Raw genomic sequence first — 24,343 nt, 5'->3', positions numbered from 1 at the left:
GCGATGAGGCGGAGGAACGGACGGACCACCGCGGCCGGAGGCCGGCGGCGAGAACGAGCCAGCGCGGGCGGGCGCGTCGAGGCGGCAGATTATGGGCGGTGCTGTTCAAGGGCGTTCGGACGGGCCACCAGGGCCGCGTCGTCGGGAAGGGCGGAGGAAGCCAGGGGCGCTTCCGCAGGCGGGGCGAACGGTGGCGTGAACGGCGGCGCGTGCGGCGGTCGGGGCGGCCGCAGCAAGGTGCTCAGCGGCGTGCAGGGGCGGTCGCTGCCGCGCAGGTAGACGGCGACCGGGCGCATCTGCCGGTTGCGCTGGCTGATGCTGCGCAGGCAGATCAGCAGCGGTACCGCGAGCACCGCGCCGGCCACGCCCCAGAGCCAACCCCAGAACATCACCGACAGCAGCACCGACAGCGGATTCATCGACAGGCGCTTGCCGACGACCATCGGGGTCACGAAGTTGGACTCGATCGCGTGGATGCAGAGGTAGGACGCGACGGGCGCGGCCAGTGCGGTGAACCCGGCGTCGCCGAGCGAGGCGGCCAGCGACGCCGCCAGCAGCAGCCCGCACATGATCAGCGGCCCGAGGTAGGGGATGAAGTTGAACATCGCGGCCAGCGCGCCCCAGAAGCCGGGGTTGGGCAGGTCCACGAACCACATCGTGCCGGACACGACCAGGCCGACGCCGATGTTGATCGCGCTGACCGAGGCGACGTAGCGCGAGATGTCGCGCTGCGCCGCGCGCAGGCCGCCGAGCACCACGGCCCGCAGGCGGGGCCGATGCGGCAGCAGCTCGATGCAGCGCGACAGCACCCAATGCTCGGAGGCGAGCAGGAAGTACAGCAGGATCGTGGTCGCGGCCGTGGACACGAGGAACTTCAGGCCGATGCCCAGCGCCTGCGCGGTCAGCGCCACGCCTTCGCTGGCGATGCGCTCGCGCACCGGGTCCGTCGGCGGCGTCGGCGCCGCGCGACTCGAGCTGCGACGCTCGGCCGGCGGACCGAAGCCCGGAATCGCGGCGCGCCACTTGTCCACCTGGTTCAGCGCCTGGGACACCGCGACGGGCGCGCGCTGCCACCACTGCGCCACCGGCTCGGCCAGCAGCGCCACGCTCAGCACCGTGCAGCCCACCAGCGTCGTCACCAGCATCGCCGCGCTGACCGACTCCGGCATGCCGTGGTGTCGCATCGTCCGCACCGCCGGTGCCAGCACGAAGGTCAGGATCAGCGCCACCAGCACCGGCAGCACGATCGCACTGGCTTCCTTCAACAGGAAGACCAGCGCAATCAACAGCAGGCCTCGCGTCGCCCAGCGGCGCATCGTGGTCGGGGGCAGGGCGGAGGGGCGCAAGATGGTAAGGATGACGGGAGAGGGGACCGGGCAGGCTGTTGAAGCAAGGCCCGGGCCAGCAGGGAGCGCTACCACGACTGCTGGCCCTCACCCCCACCCTCTCCCGCAAGCGGGAGAGGGAGTCCGGCACTGCTCCTCTCACCCCTTTTTCGCTTGTCGAAGAAGGAGTTCCTCTCTCGCTTTTCCCGCTTGCTGAGGAGGGAGTCCGGCGCTCCTCCGCTTACTCCCTCTCCCGCTTGCGGGAGAGGGCAGGGGTGAGGGCCAGCGGCGGTGGAAGGACTGAAGCCCTGGCGCCATTTCCCCGCCGGCGCGGGATTGGGGGGCAGCGTCGGGATGCGCAACCCCCGGCCGTCGGTAAAAGGTGCCGAAAGCCTTGCGGGGATCTGGGGTGGTGGCGGGCTTCGCGGACGTTGGGCGAACCGGCGCGGTGGCATCGAGAGGCATCCAGGGTCTCCGGATGTCGATGCGCACGATTCCCGGCAGGCCCCGTGCCTACTGCGTTTGCGGCATTCGGGCAGGCACGCCGAATGACGCGCGCTCCGCCATATGAAACTTCGGCGGCGAGGTGGCATGGTCCTTGCGCTGATGGCTCCAACAGGCCGGTTCGCCGGCACTGCCTACAACCCGTTCCCGTCCTCGCCGGCGGGGACTCTCCGGAACCGGTTGTCGGCAGCCTCACCCTCTACCGGACAGGAGTCTCACAAGTGGGAGCAATGGAACTCAGGCACGAGCACAGACAGACCCAGACGCTGTCGCCTCGCCTCCAGCACGCCGTGCGTCTGCTGCAGATGTCCTCGCTGGACTTCTCCACCATGGTCACGGACATGCTGGGGCGCAATCCCTTCCTCGAAGTCACCGAGGCCTCGGACGACTCGTCGCCGCTGGACGCGGACGTGCCGGTCGCCGCGTCGCCGGTGATGTCCGACGCGCCGGAACCGTTCCCGGACGACCGCGAGATCTGGCGCGCCGAAAGCTCCGGCTCGATGCGCCGTGCAGAAGACGGCGAACTCAGCGCGCTCGAGATGACCGCGGCGCAGACCTGCCTGCGCGAGCATCTGCGCAGCCAGCTCAACGTGCTGCGGCTGTCGCCGCGCGACCTGGTGCTGGCGACGATCGTGGCCGAGTCGGTGGATGACGACGGCTACCTGCGCAGCTCGCTCGAGGAACTGGCCGTCGTCGCCCAGATGCAGCCGCCGGTGGGCATCGACGAGATGCAGATCGCGCTCAAGCGCGTGCAGGCGCTGGATCCGCTGGGCGTGGGCGCGCGCAGCGTGGCCGAATGCCTGCTGCTGCAGCTGCCCAAGCTGGAGGACGCGCGCAGCCGCAATCTGGCCGAACGCATCATCTCGCAGCACTTGAACCTGCTGGCCTCGCGCGACATCCCGTCGCTGGCGCAGCTGCTGGACGTGAGCGTGGCGGAAGCCGAATCCGTCTGCCTGAAGCTGCGCCGCCTCGACCCGCGTCCGGGCTGGCGTTATGAGACGACGCAGGCCGCCTACATCGTGCCGGACGTGCTGACGACCAAGGTGCGCGGCCAGTGGCGCGTGCAGCTGAATCCGGCGGTGATCCCGAAGGTGCGGATGAACCAGGTGTACGCCGAGCTGTTCCAGCGTCATCGCCAGCAGGGTCATGCGGAAATGGCCAACCATCTGCAGGAGGCGCGCTGGACGATGCGCAACATCGAGCAGCGGTTCTCGACCATCCTCGACGTGGCCAACGCGATCGTGAAGCGGCAGCGCCACTTCCTCGAGTTCGGCGCGATGGCGATGAAGCCGCTGGGCCTGAAGGAGATCGCCGACGAGGTCGGCATCCACGAATCCACGGTCTCGCGCGTGACCAACAACAAGTACCTCGCGACGCCGAGCGGCGTGTATGAGCTGAAGTACTTCTTCTCGCGCGCGATCGTGAGCAGCAATGGCAGCGCGTGCTCGGGCACCGCGATCCGCGGACTGATCAAGGACATCATCGAGGCCGAGCGCGCGGACAACCCGTTCTCCGACGCCGAGATCACCCGCCAGCTCGCCCGCCAGGGCCTGGTGGTGGCGCGCCGCACGGTGACCAAGTACCGCCAGATGCTGCGCATCGACGCGGTCGAACGCCGCCGGCAGCACAGCTGACGACCCTTTTCCCGAGGCGCGATGGAGACAAGGACGAGGCCCCAAGAGGCCTCGTTTTCATTGGGGCGGTCCTTCCGCTGTTCGACGGGATCGCGGCCATCGCCGACCGCCGCCTGTTGCCCGCGCTCGCCCGGCGCCGCGATGGCGCCGCGATGGCCCGCGATGGCCCGCGACCGTACGGGCCTCGCATTCAGCCCTTGCTGCCGTTCCCGCTGTTGCCCTTCGGGTCCTTGACGATCCGGTCCCGTTGCTGGGCATCCAGTCCGGGTGTCGACCGCAGATCGGTGTCCACCTGACCTTGCTTCAGGTCCTCGTGGGCCTGGCCGATGACCGCGCGCTGGTCCTCGCCGGCCGCGCCGCTGCCCATGCCGCCGGTCGAGTCGCCCCCGGTGCTCTGGTCGCGCTCATGCGGCAACTGCACGTCGTCTTCGTGGGTCGGCGCCGGATCGGGCTCGACCGTCCCCGGGGCGACGGGGGACTTGTCCAGCATGCGGCGCGGAGCGCCTGCCGCGGTCGATGTCGGCGCCGGTCTGTTGGTGCTGTTCGTCATCGGGGACTCCAGGTGATTGCGATGCCCTGACAAGGCAATCGGTTCACCCAGGCTCGCTCGCTCGCTCGAGCAGAGCCGAGCCGAGGTGAGCCGAGGTGAGGTGAGGTGAGGTGAGGTGAGGTGAGGTGAGGTGCGGTGAGGTGAGGTGAGGTGAGGTGAGGTGAGGTGAGGTGAGGTGAGGTGAGGTGAGGTGCGGTGAGGTGAGGTGAGGTGAGGTGAGGTGAGGTGAGGTGAGGTGAGGTGAGGTGAGGTGAGGTGAGGTGAGGTGAGGTGAGGTGCGGTGAGGCGCGGTGAGGCGCGGTGAGGCGCGGTGAGGCGCCCGGGCGATCCCCGCGTTGTGCGGTGCAGCGCCGGAACGGCACTTGCCCGCCCGACGCCATGCAAGCCTGGAAATCCCGTTTCTCGCTCCTCGACGCCGATCTCATGATGTGGGGTCAGCTGTTGCTCGGCGCACTGGTGATCGTCGCTGGCGCGCTGCTGCTGCACGCCATCCTGCGACCGGTCGCGCGACGGCTGGCGAGGTTCTCGCCGCTGCTGACCTCGGTGGTGCAGCGCATCGACAACCCGGTCCGATGGGCGCTTCCCTCGTCGGCCTGCTGATCGCCGCGCAGGGCGTGCCCGACACGATGCCGGGCATCAACGGCGTGCAGCATCTGCTGGGCGTCCTGACCATCGTGGCGCTGGCCGCCGTCGGCGCGGGCGCGATCACCGGCGTCGCCAACGGCGTGGCGCTGCTGAATCCGTCGGACGTCGAGGACAACCTCGCCGCACGCCGCATCCAGACGCAGACCAAGGTGCTGGCGCGCGTGGCCAAGGGCGCGGTGATGCTGACCGCGCTGGCCTTCATCCTGATGACCTTCCCGCGTGCGAAGCAGGTCGGCGCCAGCCTGCTGGCATCGGCCGGGATCGCGGGCCTGGTCTTCGGCCTGGCGGCGAAGTCGGTGTTCGGGAACCTGCTCGCCGGGCTGCAGATCGCGATGGCACAGCCGATCCGGCTCGACGACGTGCTCATCATCCAGGGCGAGTGGGGCCGGGTGGAGGAGATCACCTCGACCTATGTCGTGCTCAAGATCTGGGACGAGCGTCGGCTGGTGATCCCGCTGCAATGGTTCATCGAGAACCCGTTCCAGAACTGGACGCGGACCAGTTCCAGCATCCTCGGCACGGTGATGCTGTGGGTCGACTTCACGCTGCCGGTCAACGAGCTGCGCGAGAAGGCCACGACGATGTGCAAGGGCTCGGCGCACTGGGACGGCCGGGTGTGCGGCGTGCAGGTGGTGGAGACGACGGAGCGCACGATGCAGATCCGCGTGCTCGTCAGCGCGAAGGACTCCGGCAAGGCCTTCGACCTGCGCTGCGAGTTGCGTGAAGGGCTGATCGCATGGCTGCAGAAGACGCACCCGCAGTCGCTGCCGCGGGTGAGGGCGCTGGTGGAGGACATCCCCGCGCCCGCGGCGCCGGTGCTGAAGCCGTCGTTGCCACCATCGCCGGCCCCTTGATGGGCTCGGTGGCATGACTCCCTCTCCCGCTTGCGGGAGATGAGGCGTGTCGAGCGCATGCAGCGGTGGAGGTTGCTCCCTCTCCCGCTTGCGGGAGAGGGCAGGGGTGAGGGCCAGCGGCGGTGGAGGTGCTCAGACCCTGCCTGAACCGCGCGCGGTTCGGGCCGACCGGGTCCCCTTTTCTCCATCTCCCCCTTTGTCGGCCGCCCCGGCCGACAAATTCCCTCCTTAAGTTCCGAAAAGGGGACCCGGTCGTCCCTCTCCCGGCTCACCGAGGTGTTCGAGCATCAGGCGGAGCACGTCGTCGATCTCGGCCTGCTCGTTGAGGTAGTAGCGCGCGTGGCTGTGGTCCAGCCTCGGGCCCACGCGCACCGTGACCCAGTCGGCACCGGCGCGTTGGAACGCCGGCTCGTCGTTGGTGTCGTCGCCGACGTAGAACCCCGCGTCGGCACCGTAGCGCGCCGTCAGGCGCGTCATCGCGTCGCCTTTGTCGGGGGCGCCGTCGACGAGGACGTTGACGACGCGTTTTCCGGGCTCGGTGATGATGCCGGCCGGCAGGTCTGCCACCAGCACGGCAATCGCGTTGCGCGCTGCCACCGGATCCTTCGCCATCCGGTAATGGATCGCGATGGACGCGCCCTTGTCCTCGATCGTCGCGCCGGCCTGGTTGAGCTGCGGCTCCATGCGCAGCATGCGTTCCCGGAAAGTCCCCAGCGTCGTCACGACGTGGGGGTCAGGACCGTCGAACTCGTCCTCCGCGCCGTGGTTGCCGACGATGTGCGTGGGCTTGAAGCCCAGCCGGTGCCGCACGTCCAGCACCTGCCGGCCGCTGACGACCGCGACGGGCACGCGCGCGGCGATCCGCTCCAGCAGCTGGGCCGTCGGCTCCGGCAGGCGCGCCTCGTCGGGATGCATGACGATGGGCGCCAGCGTGCCGTCGAAGTCGAAACCCAGCAGCGGGCGGCGTGTCATGAGGCGGGCGACCGCGGCGCGGCCCTCCGCGTCGAGCAGATATCGCACCGGCATCATGGCGTCAGTGTCTCCTCTCCAGCTTCCCTTGAGCGCCGCTGCACGCGCCGCGTGATGCGCTCGCGCAGCCGCCATTGACCGGCGTCGGTCAGCATGCGGCCGGCCCAGCGGTAGACGTTGAACTCCCGCACCGTCATGCGCAGGCTGGCCATGCGTTCGCGCTGCTCCTGCGGCGGCATCAGCGCCGCGCGGTGCAGGGCGTCGGTGGTCTCTTCCACGTGGTACGGGTTGATGACCAGCGCCTCCTGCAGCTCGCGCGCCGCGCCGGCGAAGCGGCTCAGGATCAGCACGCCCTGGTCGTCGTCGCGGGCGGCGATGAACTCCTTGGAGACCAGGTTCATGCCGTCATGCAGGCTGGTCACCACGCACATGTGCGCGGCGCGGTAAAGCGTCATCAGCGCCGCGTGGTCGTGGTGCTCGGCCAGCAGCACCACCGGCTTGTAGCCGGCCTCGCCGAAGCGCAGGTTGATGCGCTCGGTGACGCGATGGATGCGGTCCTGGAATTCGCGGTACTCCTCCAGCGCGTTGCGCGTCGGTGCCGCCACCTGCACGAGCACGAAGCGCCCCTGCCACTGCGGATGCTTCTCCAGCAGGCGCTCCACCGCATGCAGCCGCTCCAGGATGCCCTTGGTGTAGTCGAAGCGGTCCACGCCGACCGCCAGCACGGTGTCGGGCGCGAGCTTGAGCCGCTCGAAGACTGCGGCGCGTGCGTCCGCCGGCGAATCCCAGCCGGCGCGTTCCTCGTCGGTCGGCCAGGCGATCGAGATCGGGTAGCTCTGCACCAGCGTCGGCTCGTCCTGGTAGCTGATCGTCGAGTGTTCGTGCTCTATGCGGGCCTCCAGGTAGCGGTCCACCGTCTCGGTGAAGTTCTTGCAATGGAAACGGGTGTGGAAGCCCAGGATGGTGCTGCCCAGCATGCCCTGCAGCAGTTCGCGCCGCCACGGGCAGATGCCGAAGGACTCGGGGTTGGGCCAGGGGATGTGCCAGAAGGTGATGATGGTCGCCTTGGGCAGCTTCTCGCGGACCATCGCCGGCAGCAGGGCGAAGTGGTAGTCCTGCACCAGCACGACCGGGTCGTCGCCGCGGGCCTCGGCGACGACCGCGTCGGCGAAGCGCTGGTTCACGGCCTTGTATTGCGCCCAGTCCGACTCGCGGAACACCGGCCGCACGTGCGCCACGTGGCACAACGGCCAGAGGCCTTCGTTGGCGAAGCCCTGGTAGTAGCCGCGCTCTTCCTCCTCGCTCAGCCAGACGCGGCGCAGCAGGTAGTCCTGCGTGTCCGGCGGCACGGCGACGCGGTCGTGCGCGTCGACGACGTCCCGGTCGGCGCTGCCGCTGCCATGCGCGATCCAGGTGCCGGAGCAGGCACGCATGACGGGCTCGACGGCGGTGACCAGGCCGCTCGCGGGCCGGCTCACGGTGATGCCGTCCGGGCCGCGCTGGTGGATGTAGGGCTCGCGGTTCGAGACCACGATCACCTGGTCGCCTCGCAGCTGGGTGCGCAGCAGGCTGCGCAGCCGCTCGGGATCCCACGGCGTCAGCGGGCCGTGCTCGCGGTAGAGGTTGTCCTCGAGCTCCCGGATGTGCTGGCGGATCTCGACCTCCAGCGGCTGCAGTTCGGGCGGTGCCGTCTCCGGTCCGCCCCGGAACCCGCCGGTGTTGAGCAGCGGGCGCACCAGGCCTTCGCCGCGCAGGATGGCGCGCATGCCGGAGACCCAGCCGCGCCAGCTCAGTTGCGCCACGATCATCGTGATGCCGGCGATCGCCAGGCCCAGCACCGTGATGAAGATGATCATGTAGCGCCGCGTGTCCAGGCTGCGGCGGTCGGGCAGGCTGAGGTCGTGCAGCAGCACCAGCCGCTCGGCATCGGGCTGTGCCGGGTTGACCGGGAACACGCCGATGTGGACGGCGCCGCTGGTCAGTTCCAGCCGGGGGTCCTTCAGCGCGGCGCTGGCCTCGGCCTCCTTGCAGCTGAGCGAGCCGGGGAAGCCCTTGGTGCTCATGACCTGCGTGCCGTCGGGCGCGCACAGGGCGATGCCCACGAGGCGCTCGTCGAGCACGCCGCGTTCGAGCAGGTTGCGCAGACGTTCGCGCTGGGCGCTCGGATCGATGTCGCTGATCGCGACGGACAGGGTCTTGGCGACCATCGCACCACGCAGGCTCAGGTCGCGCGAGAACCAGCGCAGGGTCATGCGGTCCAGCAGCGGCAGTGCCAGCAGCGCCGCGAGCGTCAAGGTGATCAGCAGCGGGACGAGGAATCGGATCTGGAGGTGCAGCGACTTCATGCCCGGCCCCCGCGCGACGCGGCGCAGGGTCTGCAACGAAGAGCTCCTCGTATCCGTCCTCCCCGTCGTGATCGGCGGCCTCGTCGTCATTCACGCGGTCCGGGTGCTGCTTCAGCGCATGCATGCCGCCCAGCGCCAGTCCCGCCGCGAAGGCGCCGTAGACCAGCAGCAGGCTGGTCACCGAGGGCGGCCGCGTGCCGGAGGCCGTGGCGCGCTTGTCGGCGCCGGGGGTGAGGACGCTCGGCGTGACGACACGGTCGACGCCGACGGCGACGACCGTCAGCAGCAGCGCGTCGGTGATCGCGTTGCCGCGCGTGGGCTGGCGGCGCATCGCGCGCAGCCGGTCGTAGAGGGCGCCCCACACCATGCCGGTGGCGGCGTGCAGCGCGATGTCGGCGGCGGAGGTCTTCAGCGGCGGACGGCCGACGCGGTATTCGGAACGACCGACCAGATGGGCGTGATCGGACCGGCTGCCGCGCAACAGCGCCAGTCCTGAGAACAGGCTGGCCAACACGCCGTCGGCGCATGCCCGGCGCAGCGCCGGGAGCAGCAATGCATTCAAAGGCGACTCCTGTGACAGAGGGAAACAAGCCCCAGGAGATGGCAATCGCCGTGCCGCCCGACCGCCGTGACGGCCGGCATGCGCCCCCGGTGTCCTCAGTTCACGGCGGTGGGGGGCGGCATGTAGGGCGGTTCGCGCACGGGCACCGGGTTCTCGCCGGGGATCGGCGGGTCGATGACCCCGGGCGGATCGTCGCCGGGCTCAGGGGCCGGCCCATGCGGCGGCGGCGGCACGAAGGGCACCTCGGCCGGATGCGGCGGGCTCGGCGGGATCGTGTGGGCCTCGAAAGGCAGCGGCAACTGGTGCATGGCGTTCCTTGTTGTTGCGCAGGCCGTTGCAAGCGGCGCGCCCGATGTGGTCGCGCTGCGGCGGCGCTGCGGCGGCTTTCGCTGCCCGCTTCCTTCCGGAAACGGCATCGCACCGGGAGTTCTGTCGGCAAGCGCTGCCGACGCACGGTGGAGAGACGCTGAGGCTCCGCCGTGGCCCGCCGGACCCGGATCGGCGAGTCCACCCGCCCGATCCGTCGACGATGTCGAGGCCATCAGGATCCAGGGCGGCACCGCATTTGCCGGAGAGGGAGGACGCCGGAGCGCCCGGTCCCGTCCGGACTTCCGACCCGCGATTTCCGCTCCTCGATTTCCAGGAGACCCGCTTCATGAACGACAAGGCATTCGAGACGCCGTGGCATCTGGTCTGGTGCGCCGATGTGGCGAGCCAACGGCTGCTGCACGTCAGCGCCTCGGTCGAACGGCTGCTGGGCCTGAGCCCGCAGGCGTTGCTCGACGACCCGATCCAGTGGAACCATGCGGTGCTGCCGGCGGACGCGGGCGAGCTGCCTCGGCCGTTCTGCGCCGACGATCTGCCGCATGGCGACGGCTTCGTCCGCGAGTACCGGATCATCGGCGCCGACCTGCACCTGTACCGGGTGCGCGACCGGCGCTTCCGCCGGCGCGATCCGCGCAGCGGCGCGTTGCGCACGCTGGGCGTGATCGAGGCGGTGGGCGAGGTGCCGCTGGACCTCGAGTCACCGGCGGAGTCTTCCTGGCAGCAGCTGTGGGACGAGTCGGCCGGGCTCGACGGCCCCGCCGTCACGCCGGTCGGGGCGGCGGTGGCGTCGCTGGAGACCGTGGAGCGGGCGATGGCCGCGTCGCCGAAGACCGGCCAGCCGCGACGCTCCGAGGAGGAACGCCCCGCCGAGCCGCCCGCGCCGGGCCCTGAACAGGCGCCGCACGAGCATCCCGACGACCCCGGCGTGCATCCGGACGGTCCGAAGCGGTATCACGACGATCACGCCGCGCCCGCGCGCCAGGAGCTCGAACAAGGGGAACCCGCATGAGGTCGCATGTCCTGCCGCAGACCGGCTTCCGCGCCGACCTGATGGCGCGCGACGAGGTCGTGGCGCTGCTGGTCGACGACCACCAGCGCGCGCAGCACGCCTTCCACCAGTTCGACCGGCTCTGGGCGCTGGGGGACCACGAGTCCTGCGAGGCGCTGGTGCGCCGCACCTGCGCACTGCTGACGGTGCACGCGACGCTGGAGGAAGAGCTCTTCTACCCCGCGGTCCGCCGGTGCCCGGAGATCGGCGCCGTCGAGCGGCGTCTGATCAACGAGGCCGAGATCGAGCACCTGGTCGTGCGCATCCTGATGTCGCAGCTGCGCCGCATGCGCGCCGACGACACCCAGTTCGCGCCGCTGGTGGGGGTGCTGGGCCGCTACGTCACCCACCATGCGCAGGACGTGGAGCAGGGCATCCTGCCGCGGCTCACGCATGCGTCGTCGGTGGACTGGCGCAGCTTGTCCACCGCGTTGCGCCGGCGTCGCGACGAGCTCGACCGCCAGTGGCGCGACGAACTCAGCCAGGAGAGCTCGGAATACGAGCGTCAGCAGGACGCGTGAGCCGTGGCCCGAACCGTCGCGTGAGACGTCAGGCGGTGGTCGGGTCGGCCGATTCCTGCGTGGCCGCCGCCGTCTGCGCCATCGATCGTGCGGCGGCGCGTTCTGCACGACGCGTCAGCGAGGCGACCAGATCGTGCGACAGGAAGTGCGTCATCAGGCGTTGTTTCTGCTGAGGCAGCAGCGCGGATCCGTCGATCATGGCGGGCCATGCGGCGTGTGCCGCTTTCACGCAGCGCGCGATCGCCGTCTCGGCGGGCTTGATCGGAATGCCTGCCTCCACGCAGAACGCCTTGAGCAGAGACGGCCGGATCGCCTGGCGATCGGCCGGACTGGCGTCGCGCAGATCACCGCGACGCGGCGCCATGCTCTCCGGAACGGTCATCAACGCATGTCCGCGGATCCGGTGATAGACCGAGTACGCCACGAGGTCGTAAGCCGGTGACAGCGTCGGTGTGACGCCGTCGGGATAGCGCACGCCGATGTTCTTGAGGTGCATGTCGGGGTTGCCGATCATCTCGTTGACGACCAGTCGCCTCAGCAGTTCATGCACCGCCGGTTCCCCCATGGCGGGCTGCGTCATCAGCGCCAGCGCGATGTCGACATAGGTGAGGGTCCGCCCGTCCGGACCGCGGCCGTACTTGTCCTCCGGCATGCGTCCGAGGATCTGGCCGAAGTCCTCCACATGGATGCGTCCCTGCGGGGAGCGGTCGAAGCGCGTGACCGCCAGGAAGTTCGTCTGGGGCGTCGTGTCGCCGAGGTCGTAGCCATGGGGCAGGCCGAGTCGCTCCAGGGGCTCCAGCTTCGCGTCGCAGGCATCGACGCCCGCGGCGCGCGCCAGCCGCAGCGTGAGTTCCTCGACCTCGGGCAGCAGGGGCTGCCCGATCACCGGCAGCTTGGCGATGATGTGCGTGTCGTGATCCTTGGTCCGGGCCACATAGCGGTCGCCGTCGCGGATCACACCCAGCTTGGGCTGTACGCCCGACAGCGAGACGCCTTCGTCGAGCGGCTCGGCCGTCACGGACATCTCCAGGGCGTCCTGCCCTTGGGTCACGTAACGGGCGAGTTCGTCCCGAGACAGCTCGACCGGCAAGGCGTAGACATTCCCGGGCAGGTCCTTGCCGCAGGCGGCCAGCATTTCGAAATGATCGGTCGGTGCGCAATCGCGCAGGGCCGCGACGTGGTCGCGGAAGACGCCCTCCGGCAACAGGTTCTGGAAGAAGGCGGGCAACAGCCAGTCGCTCCTCGATGAACGGCGGCCGTTGAAGCTCACCGACTGGATGTCGCGCCACAGTGCCGCCTGTGCCTGCGGCGTCGCCGCGCGCATCGACAGCGAGAGGGTGGGCAGGGGCGCATCGGTGCGTGCGAGCAGGCCCTCGTCGACGACGAAGCGGTTGGTCACGAGGTCTTCCGACAAGGCGTACTGGAACAGGACACCCACGCGCAGGTCGCCCAGATGGATCGCCAAGGCCTTGACGTTCATCCACGCTCCTTGGCCGCACGCGATTCACGGCGTGCATGAGCCGCGTCCAATGCCTCCGTGATCACCGAACGTACCGGCGGGCCGACGGTGTCACCAGCGGCCACGGCGGCCGCAGCCCCTTTGGGTACCACCAGGACCGCCAGTCCCAGGCGGTCCGCCAGGGCCATGAGCGTGGTCAGCCGGAAGTCCTCCTGGCCGCTCAGCACATGGGTGAGCGTCCGGGGAGAGATGCCGGCGACCTCAGCCAGACGCGCCTGGGTGAGACCATTGCGACGAGCTGCCTCCCGCAGGGTTTCGGCGATGTCTGGAATCGTGATGGGCAATGTGAGCATGGCAATAAAGTTCTAATTCGCCATGAAAAGGTACTTTATTGCCAATCGCTCGTCAAGAAAAATGGCAATAAAGTGCCAATTCATGGAAAATTAGAACTATATTGCCATATCGACCATTGTGCGTGTCGATGGTGGGCCGGGTCACGAGACGGCCTCGCGACCCGGCTGGACTCAGCGCGAGGCCGGCGTGCTGGCCGCGCCCGCCGCCGGCGGGAAGGCGGCCTGCGGTCCTGCCGCGCCGGTCGCGGTGACGCGCCAGATCACGTTGCCGACGTCGTCCGCCACCAGCAGCGCGCCCTGGCGGTCGAGCGCCACGCCGACCGGCCGGCCCATGGCCTGTCCCTGGGCGTCGAGGAAGCCCGTCACCACGTCGACCGGCAGCCCGCTGGGCTTGGCGCCGACGAAGGGCACGAACACCACCTTGTAGCCCGCCGGGACCTTGCGATTCCACGAGCCGTGCTGGCCGATGAACATGCCGTGCGCGAAGTCCTGCGTCAGCTTGTTGCCGTCCGAGGACGCCAGGCCCAGCGACGCCGTGTGCGCGCCCACCGCGAAGTCGGGCACCAGCGCCTTCTCGACGAGTTCCGGCCGCTGCGGCTTGACGCGTTCGTCGACGTGGTTGCCGTACCAGCTGTACGGCCAGCCGTAGAAGCCGCCGTCCTGCACCGAGGTGATGTAGTCGGGCACCAGGTCGTCGCCGAGCTCGTCGCGCTCGTTCACCGCGACCCACAGCGCCTTGCTCGTGGGTTCCCACGCCAGGCCGACCGGGTTGCGCAGGCCCGAGGCGAACACGCGCGTCGAGCCGCTCTGCAGGTCGATCTCCAGGATCGCGGCGCGGCGCTGCTCGTTCTCGATGCCGTTCTCGGCGACGTTGCTGTTGGAGCCGATGCCGGCGTAGAGCTTGGTGCCCTCGGCGTTGGCGATCAGGCTCTTGGTCCAGTGGTGGTTGATCGTGCCGCCAGGCAGGTCCGCGACCTTCGTCGGCTGGCCGGCGAGCTTGGTCTGGCCGGTCGCATAGGGGAAGCGCACGATGGCGTCGGTGTTGGCCACGTAGAAGCTGTTGCCGACCAGCGCCATGCCGAACGGCGAGTTCAGGCCCTCCGCGAACGCGAAGCGCTGGTCCGCGACGCCGTCGCCGTTGGTGTCGCGCAGCAGGGTGATGCGGTTGGCGCTCTTGGGCGTGGCGCCGGCCTTCTTCTGGAACTGCTTGGTGATCCAGGCCTTCGGGCCCTTGCCGTCGTCGGGGCGCACCGGCGCGTTGGTCTCGGCGATCAGCACGTCGCCGTTGGGCAGCACGTAGACCCAGCGCGGATGGTCGAGCTTGTCGGCGAAACGCGTCACCGCCAGGCCGGCCGCGGCCTGCGGCTTCGCGCCCGCGGGCCAGCCGACGGCCTTGGCGACGTTGATCGTCGGCACCAGGCTCTTCTGCGGCTCGGGCAGCGCGGGGTTGGGGCCGTAGCCGGGCGGGGTCGCGGGTTGCGCTTCGAGCGCCGTCGCCAGGCGCGCGCCGCCGGCCAGCGCGGTCAACGCGATGACCGTGGCGACCGCCCGGGTGATCCGGCGAGCGCGCTTCGGCGCGCGGGAGGACAGGGGCATCTTCTTGTTCATCGGCTTCTCCATCGAGGAGCCGCCCCGGACGGGACGGCGGCAGCGGGGAAGTCAGCAAGCGGGATGCCCGCGTCCGTGCGTCGCCCGTCCCGGGGCAGGGAGACCTGGCACCTCCCTTGCTCTCTCTGCCGCTGGTCCAGGGTGCCACGGCATCGATACTGCGGGAGAACAATGAACACGAATCGACGACGGTCCGGTGCGAGCCCGGCGTGGCCCTCCACATCAAACGCGCTCTCCGGCGCGATGCCGAGCCCATCGATCCCATCGAGCGCGAGATCGCACGTGGCCCTGCGCGTGATCGCGGGCGCGCTCGCCAGCCTGGGCGGGGTGGCTTTGGCGCAGACGGCGCCCGCGCAGGCGCTGCCCACCGTGGTGGTCTCCGGCAGCGTGGCCGAGCGGCGGCTGGACGAGGCGCCCTACGCGGCCTCCGTCATCGACGCGGACACGCTCCGCGCGGCCGGGCCGATGATCAACCTCTCCGAGGCGCTGACCCGTGTCCCCGGCCTCACCGCCAACAACCGGCAGAACTACGCGCAGGACCTGCAGCTGTCGTCGCGCGGCTTCGGCGCCCGCGCGCCGTTCGGCGTGCGCGGGCTGCGGCTCTACACGGACGGCATTCCGGCGACGATGCCGGACGGGCAGGGTCAGGTCACGCACTTCGACCTCGCGTCCGCCGCGCGTGTCGAAGTCCTGCGCGGACCGTTCTCGGCGCTCTACGGCAACAGTTCGGGCGGTGTCATCGCGCTGGTGAGCGCCCCGGTGCGCGAGCGTTTCGTCGACCTGGACCTCGACGCCGGCAGCTCGGCGCTCCGGCAGGCGCGGCTGACCGCGGGCACGCCGTTCGGCGACGGCTGGGAGGCGCAGGGCGGCGTGTCGCACATGGAGACCGACGGCCTGCGCCCTCACAGCGCCGCGCGGCGCACGCTGGCCAACGGGCGGCTCGCCTGGACCGGCGCGAGCGATCAGGTGCTGCTGCTGGTCAACGACATCGACCAGCGCGCGCAGGATCCGCTGGGACTGACCGCCGCGCAGTTCGCCGCGGATCCGGACCAGACCGCCGCCCAGGCCGAGCAGTTCAACACCCGCAAGAACGCCAGCCAGACGCAGCTCGGCGCGCGCTGGCGCCACCGCTTCGACGACGCCGGCGTGCTGTCCGAAGGCGTGTTGACCGCCTACGGCGGGCGGCGCTCGGTGACGCAGTGGCAGTCGATCGCCGTGGGCGCGCAGACGCCGGCGGGCAGCGGCGGCGGCGTGGTCGATTTCAGCCGGCGCTACGACGGCGTCGACGCGCGCGCGCTGTGGCGCCTCGGACCGGCGACGCTGGTCACCGGCGTGAACCTGGAGCGTCAGAAGGACGACCGCCAGGGCTACGAGAACTTCATCGGCACCGGCGCGTCGCAGCAGCTGGGCGTGACCGGCGCCCTGCGCCGCGACGAGGAGAACGAGGCCGTCACCCGTGAAGCCTATGCGCAGGTGGAATGGCCGCTGACGACGGCGCTTTCCGCCAGTGCCGGCGTGCGGGCGGGACGCGTGACGCTCTCGGCCAGTGACCGTTTCCTCGGCAACGGCGACGACTCCGGATCGCTGCGCTACGACTATGCGAATCCGGCGGTGGGACTCGGATGGAAGCTTACGCCGTCGCTGCTGCTGCATGCGGCGCTGGGACGCGGCTTCGAATCGCCGACGCTCAACGAGCTGGCCTACCGGGCGGACGGGCAGGGCGGCTTCAACACCGCATTGCGGCCGCAGAAGAGCACGCAGCAGGAGCTCGGTGCGAAATGGCGAGCGGGCGGGATCGAACTCGACGCCACCGCGTTCCATGTCGTCACGCGCGATGAGATCGGCGTGCTGACCAACAGCGGCGGGCGATCGAGTTATCAGAATGTCGGCCGCACGCGGCGCAGCGGCGTGGAGCTCTCCGGAGCCTGGGAGTTCGTCCCGCGCTGGCGCGCCCAGATGGCGATCGGCACGCTGAACGCCCGCTACCGCGACGGCTTCCTGACCTGCACCGGCACGCCGTGCCCGACTGCCAACGTGGCGGTGGCGTCCGGCAACCGCATCGCCGGCACGAACGGCGGGAGCGCGTACGCGGAACTGGCGTGGCGGCCCTTCGAGGTCGCGGAGGACGGGGAACTCGCCGTCGAATGGCGCGGTGTGAAACGCACGGCGGTGAACGACATCAACAGCGAATGGGCCGGCGGGTATGGCCTGCTCAACCTGCGCGCCCGTCATGGCTGGTCCTGGGGCGCGATGCGGGCGACGCTCACCGCGCGCATCGACAACGTCGCGGACCGCCGCTACATCGGCAGCGTCATCGTCAACGACGGCAACGGCCGGTTCTACGAGCCGGCGCCGGGAAGGTCGTTCTGGGTGGGGCTGTCGCTGAGGCTGTGATGCGGCGGTGACGACGAGGTGACGTGGGGGCGTAAGGACGCCCCCGGCACGCTCCTCCGGCTCAGCGCGGCGACAGCTGCGCCACCAGCCGCATCAGCAGCTGCGGCTTGAGCGGCTTGGCCAGGTGGGCGTCGAAGCCGGCCTGCAGCGCCTGCTGCCGGTCCAGGTCGCGCGAGAACGCCGTCAGCGCGATCGCCGGCAGGCGCTCGCCCGGGTCCTCCAGCGCGCGGATCTCGCGGATCAGCTCATAGCCGTCGCGGCCCGGCAGGCCGATGTCGCTGACCAGCAGGTCGAACGCGTTACCCGACAGGGCGAGCAGCGCCTCGTCGGCGCTGTGGACCACGGTCGCGCGCACCTCGCGTTCCTCGAGGATCAGCTTGAGCATCGCGCCGGCATCGACGTCGTCCTCGACGACCAGCACGTGCAGTCCCGTCAGCGAGACCGCCGGAGCATCCCCTGACGCGCCGTCACCGAGGGCCCCCAGCGCGCCGAAGGCGCTCAGGCCGCCGGAGCCCGTGTCCGTCTCCAGCGCCACCGGCGCCGCCGCTTCGCCGGGCAGCCAGAAGCGGATCGCCGCGCCGTGGCCGCGGCCTTCGCTGCGCACGTCGACCCAGCCGCCGTGCGCCTCGACCAGGCTCTTGACGATCGCCAGCCCCAGGCCGAGGCCGCCGTGCTGGCGGCTGCTCGCGGCGTCGCTCTGCGTGAAGCGGTCGAAGACATGCGGCAGGAACTCGGGCGCGATGCCCTGGCCCTCGTCGCGGACCTCGACCAGCACACCCGCGTCCTGCGCACGCAGCGACAGCGTGATCGCACTGCCGCGCGGCGAGAACTTGGCCGCATTGCCCATCAGGTTCCAGACCACCTGCTGCAGCCGGCCGCCGTCGGCCAGCAGCACGGTGGACTCGTCGCGCAGGTCGAGCGCGATCCGGTGTCCGCTTTCGTCGAGCGTGTGCTGGATCGCCGCCACAGCGGTGCGCAGCACCTCGCCGGCCTCGACGCGCTCGCGCGTCAGCGGCAGCTTGCCGATGTTCAGGCGTGACATGTCGAGGATGTCCGTGATCATCCGCGCCTGGATGGACACGTTGCGGTCGATCGCCGCCAGGCCCTTGGCCAGCAGCTCCGGCGGGCTGTGCCGCTGCAGCACGTGGGTCCAGCCCATGATCGCGTTCAGCGGGGTGCGCAGCTCGTGGGACAGCACCGCGATCAGGTCGTCCTTCATCCGCGACAGCGCCTCGGCCTCGCTGCGCGCGCTGCGCTCGCGGTCGAGCAGCTCCTGGCGCTGGTGGCCGAGCAGCTGCTGCTGCGAGATGTCCGCGGCCATCGCCATGCACACGCCGGGCTCGATCGGCGGCGAGGCGGTCCATTCCACCGGCACGCTCGCTCCGTCGTTCGACTGCAGCGCGAATTCGGCGTGCAGCCCGTCCATGCCGAGCGCGGCCACGAAGGCCTTCGCCGCGGGCAGGCCGGCCTCGCCGACGAAGTCCGTCAACGGCCGGCCGATCACGGCCTCGCCTTCGTCCGGACCCAGTCCCAGCAGCGCGAGCAGCGCCGGATTGGCGTCCAGCACCGTGCCGTCGCCGGCCTTCAGCAGGCAGATGCCGCCGGGCGCCTGCGCGTAGATGGCGCGGAACTTGGCCTCGCTGCGGCGCATCGCGTCCTCGGCCGTGCGCGTGCGCACCAGTGCCTGGATCGTCGAGACCAGCACCGCCGGTTCCACCGGGTGGGTGAGGTAGGCGTCGGCGCCGGCATCCAGGCCGCGGACCTTGTCCTCGTCGGTCAGGTAGGCCGCGGTCAGGTGGATCACCGGCAGCCGGAAGGTGCTGACCTGCGCGCGCAGCCGCTGGCACAGCTCGAAGCCGTCGATGTCGGGCAGGTGGATGTCGAGCACGACGGCCGAGAGGCCCTGGTCCGCGATCCGGAGCGCCTCCGCGCCGGTCGCTGCTTCCACCGTCGGGAAACCGGCCGCGTTGAGCTGTCGCACCGTCGTGTAGCGGCCGATCGGGTCGTCGTTGACGACCAGCACGCGATGCTGCGAACGGTCGATGAAGCGTGCCTCGCTCATGCGTCGGGCACCTCCGTGGCGACCCCCGGTCCGGCGTCGGCAGCGTCATCGGCCTTGCCCGGCGCGGCATCCGCCGCGCCGGGCAGGCGCAGCGGCAGCGTCACCGAGAACACCGAGCCCACGCCCGGTTCGCTGCGCAGGCCGACGCGGCCGCCGAGCAGCTCCGCCAGCCGCTTGCTCAGCGAGAGGCCGAGGCCGGTGCCGCGCAGCCGCTTCTGGATCGGCGAACCGATCTGGGTGAAGTCCTGGAAGATCGCGTCGTGGAACTCCGACGCGATGCCGATGCCGGTGTCGGCGACGGAGAAGGTGATCTCGTCCTCGCCGTCGGTGCCCGGGGCGGTCACGGCGCTCACGCGGACCTCGCCCTGCGCGGTGAACTTCAGCGCGTTGGAGATGTAGTTGCGCAGGATCTGCGACAGCTTGGCGTCGTCGGTGAACAGTTGGGAGATGTCCTGCGGCTCCTCGAAGATCAGCTGCACGTCCGGGTTGACCAGCACCGGCTTGAACATGCCGCGCAGCGCCGCGAACAGGTCGACCAGCTCGAACCAGGCCGGCGAGACGTCGATGCGGCCGGCCTCGACCTTGGCCAGGTCGAGCAGGTCGTTGACCATGTCGGCAAATTCTTCCGACGTGGTGCGGATGAAGGTGATCTGTTTTTCCTGCTCGTCGGTCAGCGGCCCGTCGACGCGGTCCAGCAGCAGCCGCGTCAGGCTGCGGATGGAGGAGATCGGCGTGCGGAACTCGTGGCTCATGTAGGCCAGGAAGCGGCTCTTGAGCTCGGTCGCCTGGCGCAGCTGCTGCGCCTGCGTGTCGAGCTCCGCGTACAGCGCGAGCACGCCGCGGTTGGTCTCGTCGAGTTCCGCCTGCAGCGCCTCGACCTGCGCCTGCGAGCTGTCCAGCGCGTCGCGCAAGGCGACGGTGTCGTCGATGGGCATCGTGTCCTTCTTGAGCATCATGCGCGATCCTGACGGCGGACCACCACCACCGTCGCATCGTCCCTGCCGCGCAGGTGGTCGCGGAGGATCCAGCCCGCGATCACCGCCGGATCGGCTTGCAGCAGGCCGGGCGTCTCCTCCAGCGACCAGCGGGAAACGATGCCGTCGGAATAGAGCACCAACACCGCGTGCGGCGGCCAATCGTAGACGACATCCTGCAAGCGGCGGATCTGGACGCCGAGCGTGCCGTGCTGGGACAGCAGCGTCCGGTCGGACACGCCCGAGATCAGGCGCCCCGAGATGTTGCCCGCGCCGGCGAACAGCAGTGGGCCGTCCGGCGTGAGCGACAGCGCCGCCGACGCCGCGCCGCGCGTGCTGCGCAGGCTGTCGTGGGAGCGCTCCAGGAAGGCGGCCGGAGAGGTGAGATGCGCGGCGTCGGCGCGAGCCAGCAGCGTCATGAGCTTGTCCGAGGCCTCGGCCGCGTCGACGCCGTGGCCCAGACCGTCGGCCACGGCGAGCGACAAGCGCTCGCGGCCTTGATCGTGATCGCGCCTCAGCGCCCAGGCGTCGCCGCTGACGGTCTCGCCCGGCGCGGCCAGCGACAGGCCGGCGACGTCGAAGGCGAGATCGGCAGCGCTGTTGACTGCCGACGCGACGGCGGTCGGCGCGCCGATGCGGCTTCGATCGGTGCGTGGGCCGAAGCGCGCGGCCAGCACGGTGCCCCGCTGCGGCGCGGAGAACCCGCCGAAGCGGTCCGCCATCCGTCGGATCGCGCCGAGTCCGGTCCCGGCCGTGCCGCCGGTGCTGTATCCGTCCTGCAGGCAGCGCGACAGGTCCATGCCGTTGCCCTGATCGAGCGACAGCACCTGCACGCCGACGCCCTCGGCGGCATTCGCGCCGCCCTGCGCGTCCTGGCGGCCGCGCAGGGCGGTCTCTTCCACGCCGATCAGCAGTGCGGCCTGGCGGCCCGGGCCGACGTGGCGATGGAGATTGGTGCCGAGTTCGGTCACCGCCAGCGCGAGCCGGCCGGCGGATTCCTCGTCGAAGGCGAGTTCGGTCGCGAGCGCCTGCGCGGCACGGCGGGCTTCGCCCACCTGACTCGCGTCGTCGATGGGAAAGCGTCGGAACGCGCGCACGGCTACTTCCAGCGCGTGATCGTCACGCGCGTCCCGCGGCCGGGCGCGGACTCCAGCTCGAAATCGTTGACCAGCCGCTTGCTGCCGGACAGGCCCATGCCCATGCCGCCGCCCGAGGTCCATCCGTCCTTCATCGCCAACTCCAGATCCGGAATGCCGGGTCCCTGGTCGACGAAGGCAAGTCTCAATCCCGAGCGTACGCCGGACTGGACGAGGGCCCATTCCATCGCGCCGCCGCCGCCGTAGACCAGCGTGTTGCGCGACAGCTCGCTGGCCGCTGTGATCATCTTGGTCTGGTCGACCAGCGAGAACTTCAGCTCCTGCGAGAGCTTGCGCACCAGTTGGCGCGACAGGACGATGTCGGCCTCGCTGCGGATCGGCAGGGTGCCGGAGGAAGTGGAGTCGCTCATGGCGGACGCCGTCACCGGATCAGTCCCGGCGCGTCGGCGTCGTCGCCCGCCGCCAGACCGTCATCGGCGACGCCGTCGGCGTCGTTGAGGTCGTCGGCCTGGCGCAGCAATTCCATGCCGCGCTCAACGTTCAGCGCGGTGCGCACGCCGTGCAGCGTCAGGCCCAGTTCCACCAGTGTGATAGCCACCGCCGGCTGCATGCCGACGACGACCGAGTTGGCGCCCAGCACCTTGGCGATGCTGGAGATGCCGGCCAGCATACGGCCGATGAAGGAGTCGACGATCTCCAGCGCGGAGATGTCGATGAGGACGCCGGTCGCGCCGGTGTCCTGGATCTTGTTGGCGAGGTCGTCCTGCAGCGCCAGCGCGGTCTGGTCCTGCAGGTCGACCTGGATGGTGACCAGCAGCGTCCTGCCCATGCGCAGGATGGGGATGCGCGTGGTCATGCGACGCCCAGACCGGCGGCGGCGGGTCGTCCCTTCGTGACCACGAAACCGGTGCGCTTGAGCGCGAGCGACAGCGCGTCGGCCAGCGTCGCCTTGGTCGTGATGCCTTCCAGGTCGATGCCCAGGTGCACGATGGTCTGGGCGATCTGCGGCCGGATGCCGCTGATGATGGCGTCCGCGCCCATCAGCCGGATCGCGGTGACGGTCTTGAGCAGATGCTGCGCGACCAGCGTGTCCACGGTCGGCACGCCGGTGATGTCGATGATGGCCAGTGCGGAACCGGTCTCGACGATGCGCTGGAGCAGCGCTTCCATGACCAGTTGCGTGCGGCCGCTGTCCAGCGTGCCGATCATCGGTACGGCCAGCACGCCTTCCCACAGCTTCACGACCGGCGTCGACAACTCCAGCAGCTCCTGCTGCTGGCGGCCGATGATCTCCTCGCGGCTGCGCTGGTAGGTGGTGACGGTGTATTGCGCCATGTGGTCCAGCAGGGAGGAGACCGCCCAGGTGGCGTCGCCCAGGGCTACGGCGTCGCCGGCGAACTTGCGCTGCACGCCGGCGAAAAGCGGCTTCTTCAAGGCCAGCACGAAACGGCTGGTGTCGGCGGCGGTCGAGCCCTGCGCGGCACGCGAGGCCGACAGCTGGCCCAGCACTGAGCGCACGTTGGACCAAGGCGCGTCGTCGAAATTCTCGGTGCTGCCATTGGCGCGCACACCGCCCAGGATGGCGTTCAACAGGTCGCCGGTCTCGCGGCTCTCGCTGGCCAGCGCCCGACCTCCGCTGGCGGCGGCCAGCTCGGCTTGCCATTCGGCCAGGACCTGGTCTCGGTGGACGGACAGGAGTTCTTCGACGGCGGCGCTGTTCTGTTTCATCGTGTCCTCTCGCGGCGCGGAGCCGCGCCTGGGATGCTGGAAGGGTGGGGAATTCGGGGGCGTGCGGACGGACGGCACGGCGGCGCGATCCTACTCTTGGCGCTGTTCGCCCAGAGGCATGCGCGGGCGAGGATTGGGGGAGGGTATCTCCCAGGGCGGCGTGGGCACGCCGGTTGCCCAATGCGGCTGTCAGACATTCAAGACCAAGATGATCATGATTGGGAGAACGACGTGGCGGATCAGATGAGCGTGCTGGTGGTGGACGACAAGCCGCAGAACCTGCTCGCGATGAAAGCGCTGCTGGCCGACTCCGGCCTGGAAGTATTGACGGCGGATTCCGGCCCCGCCGCGCTGGAACTGCTGCTCACACACGATGTGATGCTGGCCCTGCTGGACATCCAGATGCCGGGCATGGACGGCTTCACCCTCGCTGAACTGATGCGGGGCACGGAGCGTACCCGGCACGTCCCGATCATCTTCCTGACCGCCGGCTCGCAGGAGGCCCAGCGCAGCTTCAAGGGCTACGAGGCCGGCGCGGTGGACTTCATCTACAAGCCGGTGGACGCCCACGTGCTGCGCAGCAAGGTCGCCGTCTTCGCCGACCTGCACCGCCAGCGCCAGCTGCTGGCCGAGCGCATCGTCGAGCAGGAGCGGCTGGCGCGCGTCAACGCGCTGATGCTGAGCGCGCTGAGCCACGACATCCGCAGCCCGCTGTCGGTCATGATGCTCAACGCCGAGCTGCTGATCCGCCAGACCGAATCGCCGTCGCTGCAGAAGGCCGGCCAGCGCGTCAAGGCCGCGGCGACGCTGCTGGGCCGGCAGGTGGACCACCTGGGCAGCCTGGCGCGCCGGCCCTGCGAGCTGCTGCAGGTGCAGCCGGTGCGCGGCGATCTGGCGACCCTGGCCGCGCAGCGGCTGGACATCGAGAGCAACCAGGCCGTGATGTGGGCGCCGCCGGCCTTCGACCGCATCGGCGACACCACCGGCGACTTCGACGTCGAGCTGATGGCGCAGACCCTCGACCAGCTGCTGATGCAGGCGGCCACCCATGCCGGCGACAGCGAGATCCGCATCCAGGTCGACGGCAGCGCGCAGCGCTCGCTGATGCTGCGCATCAGCTTCGACACGGTGCTCGAACCGGAAGCCTCCATCCACCTGTTCGGCGGCAACGAGCCGGTGTCGGGCATGTCCTCGGCGCAGGTCGGGCCCGGCCTGCAGGAACCCGAACGCGTCGCGCGGGCCCATGGCGGCTCGCTGATCGGCGTCTCGCGGGCGCGTCAGGGCACGATGTTCGAGCTGCTGCTGCCGCGGCTGCAGTCCGAACGTTGAGGGCCGGTGAAGGCGCGTCCAGCATGTCCACGATGCGGCAGTGCAGCAGGCACGC

22 protein-coding genes are annotated in these 24,343 nt (G+C 70.2%); 8 read left to right on the top strand and 14 right to left on the bottom strand.

All coding sequences use genetic code 11. From position 1 onward, the window contains the following. Positions 1-89 precede the first annotated feature (89 nt). Positions 90-1,316 (bottom strand): AI-2E family transporter, encoded by a 1,227-nt coding sequence (locus tag ACQ859_RS19070; RefSeq protein WP_431262251.1) that lies wholly within the window; start codon positions 1,314-1,316, stop codon positions 90-92. 743 nt (positions 1,317-2,059) lie between these two features. Between ACQ859_RS19070 and rpoN the strand changes: the two genes are divergently transcribed. Beyond that, positions 2,060-3,463: an RNA polymerase factor sigma-54 gene (rpoN, locus tag ACQ859_RS19065; protein ID WP_431262250.1), complete on the top strand. Its 1,404-nt coding sequence runs from the start codon at positions 2,060-2,062 to the stop codon at positions 3,461-3,463. A gap of 190 nt (positions 3,464-3,653) precedes the next feature. Here rpoN and ACQ859_RS19060 read toward each other — a convergent pair whose 3' ends face one another. Further along, positions 3,654-4,013 (bottom strand): hypothetical protein, encoded by a 360-nt coding sequence (locus ACQ859_RS19060; RefSeq protein WP_431262249.1) that lies wholly within the window; start codon positions 4,011-4,013, stop codon positions 3,654-3,656. A 378-nt stretch (positions 4,014-4,391) separates the two neighbouring features. On the opposite strand from ACQ859_RS19060, the gene ACQ859_RS19055 reads away from it, so the two are divergent. Next, positions 4,392-4,613, top strand: a complete 222-nt coding sequence (locus ACQ859_RS19055) for a hypothetical protein (RefSeq protein ID WP_431262248.1) — start codon at positions 4,392-4,394, stop codon at positions 4,611-4,613. Then, on the top strand, positions 4,586-5,512 hold the full coding sequence (locus ACQ859_RS19050; protein WP_431262247.1) for a mechanosensitive ion channel family protein: 927 nt from the start codon (positions 4,586-4,588) through the stop codon (positions 5,510-5,512). Before ACQ859_RS19055 ends, ACQ859_RS19050 begins: the two co-directional genes overlap by 28 nt. Positions 5,513-5,740: 228 nt before the next feature. Here ACQ859_RS19050 and otsB read toward each other — a convergent pair whose 3' ends face one another. Next, positions 5,741-6,541 carry a trehalose-phosphatase gene (gene otsB, locus ACQ859_RS19045; RefSeq protein WP_431262246.1) on the bottom strand — a complete coding sequence of 267 codons (801 nt, stop codon included), beginning with the start codon at positions 6,539-6,541 and terminating at the stop codon, positions 5,741-5,743. Then, positions 6,538-8,862, bottom strand: coding sequence for an alpha,alpha-trehalose-phosphate synthase (UDP-forming) (locus ACQ859_RS19040; RefSeq protein ID WP_431262245.1), 2,325 nt, complete (start codon positions 8,860-8,862; stop codon positions 6,538-6,540). Before ACQ859_RS19040 ends, otsB begins: the two co-directional genes overlap by 4 nt. Positions 8,863-8,893: 31 nt before the next feature. Between ACQ859_RS19040 and ACQ859_RS19035 the strand changes: the two genes are divergently transcribed. Then, positions 8,894-9,322 (top strand): hypothetical protein, encoded by a 429-nt coding sequence (locus tag ACQ859_RS19035; protein WP_431262244.1) that lies wholly within the window; start codon positions 8,894-8,896, stop codon positions 9,320-9,322. A 161-nt stretch (positions 9,323-9,483) separates the two neighbouring features. On the opposite strand, the gene ACQ859_RS19030 is transcribed toward ACQ859_RS19035, so the two are convergent. After that, a complete protein-coding gene (locus ACQ859_RS19030; protein ID WP_431257064.1) occupies positions 9,484-9,696 on the bottom strand; it encodes a hypothetical protein in 213 nt (70 codons plus the stop codon). A 347-nt stretch (positions 9,697-10,043) separates the two neighbouring features. Between ACQ859_RS19030 and ACQ859_RS19025 the strand changes: the two genes are divergently transcribed. Next, positions 10,044-10,724 (top strand): PAS domain-containing protein, encoded by a 681-nt coding sequence (locus ACQ859_RS19025; RefSeq protein ID WP_431262243.1) that lies wholly within the window; start codon positions 10,044-10,046, stop codon positions 10,722-10,724. After that, complete coding sequence (locus tag ACQ859_RS19020) at positions 10,721-11,284, top strand: hemerythrin domain-containing protein (protein WP_431262242.1); 564 nt, start codon at positions 10,721-10,723, stop codon at positions 11,282-11,284. The genes ACQ859_RS19025 and ACQ859_RS19020 overlap by 4 nt, the downstream gene beginning before the upstream one ends. 28 nt (positions 11,285-11,312) lie before the next feature. Here the strand turns inward: ACQ859_RS19020 and ACQ859_RS19015 are convergent, their stop codons facing one another. The 3 genes from ACQ859_RS19015 to ACQ859_RS19005 form a co-directional block, all read right to left on the bottom strand. Next, on the bottom strand, positions 11,313-12,764 hold the full coding sequence (locus ACQ859_RS19015; RefSeq protein ID WP_431262241.1) for a type II toxin-antitoxin system HipA family toxin: 1,452 nt from the start codon (positions 12,762-12,764) through the stop codon (positions 11,313-11,315). Then, positions 12,761-13,096, bottom strand: a complete 336-nt coding sequence (locus ACQ859_RS19010) for a helix-turn-helix transcriptional regulator (protein ID WP_431257068.1) — start codon at positions 13,094-13,096, stop codon at positions 12,761-12,763. Before ACQ859_RS19010 ends, ACQ859_RS19015 begins: the two co-directional genes overlap by 4 nt. 171 nt (positions 13,097-13,267) lie before the next feature. Continuing rightward, positions 13,268-14,704, bottom strand: coding sequence for a PQQ-dependent sugar dehydrogenase (locus ACQ859_RS19005; protein ID WP_431262240.1), 1,437 nt, complete (start codon positions 14,702-14,704; stop codon positions 13,268-13,270). Between the two features lie 282 nt (positions 14,705-14,986). Here ACQ859_RS19005 and ACQ859_RS19000 point away from each other — a divergent pair, with 282 nt between their 5' ends. Further along, positions 14,987-17,098, top strand: a complete 2,112-nt coding sequence (locus ACQ859_RS19000) for a TonB-dependent receptor family protein (RefSeq protein WP_431262239.1) — start codon at positions 14,987-14,989, stop codon at positions 17,096-17,098. A gap of 61 nt (positions 17,099-17,159) precedes the next feature. On the opposite strand, the gene ACQ859_RS18995 is transcribed toward ACQ859_RS19000, so the two are convergent. Genes ACQ859_RS18995 through ACQ859_RS18970 form a run of 6 tightly spaced genes read right to left on the bottom strand, consistent with a single transcriptional unit; the run spans position 17,160 to position 22,959 of the window. Next, positions 17,160-19,160 carry a response regulator gene (locus ACQ859_RS18995; protein WP_431262238.1) on the bottom strand — a complete coding sequence of 667 codons (2,001 nt, stop codon included), beginning with the start codon at positions 19,158-19,160 and terminating at the stop codon, positions 17,160-17,162. Further along, positions 19,157-20,116: a sensor histidine kinase gene (locus tag ACQ859_RS18990; protein ID WP_431262237.1), complete on the bottom strand. Its 960-nt coding sequence runs from the start codon at positions 20,114-20,116 to the stop codon at positions 19,157-19,159. Before ACQ859_RS18990 ends, ACQ859_RS18995 begins: the two co-directional genes overlap by 4 nt. Continuing rightward, positions 20,113-21,231 carry a SpoIIE family protein phosphatase gene (locus ACQ859_RS18985; RefSeq protein ID WP_431262236.1) on the bottom strand — a complete coding sequence of 373 codons (1,119 nt, stop codon included), beginning with the start codon at positions 21,229-21,231 and terminating at the stop codon, positions 20,113-20,115. The genes ACQ859_RS18990 and ACQ859_RS18985 overlap by 4 nt, the downstream gene beginning before the upstream one ends. A gap of 2 nt (positions 21,232-21,233) precedes the next feature. Further along, positions 21,234-21,641 carry an anti-sigma regulatory factor gene (locus tag ACQ859_RS18980; RefSeq protein WP_431262235.1) on the bottom strand — a complete coding sequence of 136 codons (408 nt, stop codon included), beginning with the start codon at positions 21,639-21,641 and terminating at the stop codon, positions 21,234-21,236. An 11-nt stretch (positions 21,642-21,652) separates the two neighbouring features. After that, complete coding sequence (locus ACQ859_RS18975; RefSeq protein ID WP_431262234.1) at positions 21,653-22,087, bottom strand: STAS domain-containing protein; 435 nt, start codon at positions 22,085-22,087, stop codon at positions 21,653-21,655. Then, positions 22,084-22,959: an STAS domain-containing protein gene (locus ACQ859_RS18970; protein ID WP_431262233.1), complete on the bottom strand. Its 876-nt coding sequence runs from the start codon at positions 22,957-22,959 to the stop codon at positions 22,084-22,086. The genes ACQ859_RS18975 and ACQ859_RS18970 overlap by 4 nt, the downstream gene beginning before the upstream one ends. 231 nt (positions 22,960-23,190) lie before the next feature. On the opposite strand from ACQ859_RS18970, the gene ACQ859_RS18965 reads away from it, so the two are divergent. Further along, a complete protein-coding gene (locus ACQ859_RS18965; protein ID WP_431262232.1) occupies positions 23,191-24,288 on the top strand; it encodes a hybrid sensor histidine kinase/response regulator in 1,098 nt (365 codons plus the stop codon). Positions 24,289-24,343 lie beyond the last annotated feature (55 nt).

It is taken from the genome of Roseateles chitinivorans, assembly GCF_050632235.1.
Lineage (GTDB): Bacteria > Pseudomonadota > Gammaproteobacteria > Burkholderiales > Burkholderiaceae_C > Roseateles > Roseateles chitinivorans_A.
The sequence above is the reverse complement of the archived record's forward strand: the minus strand, read 5'-3'. Positions and strand labels throughout refer to the sequence as shown.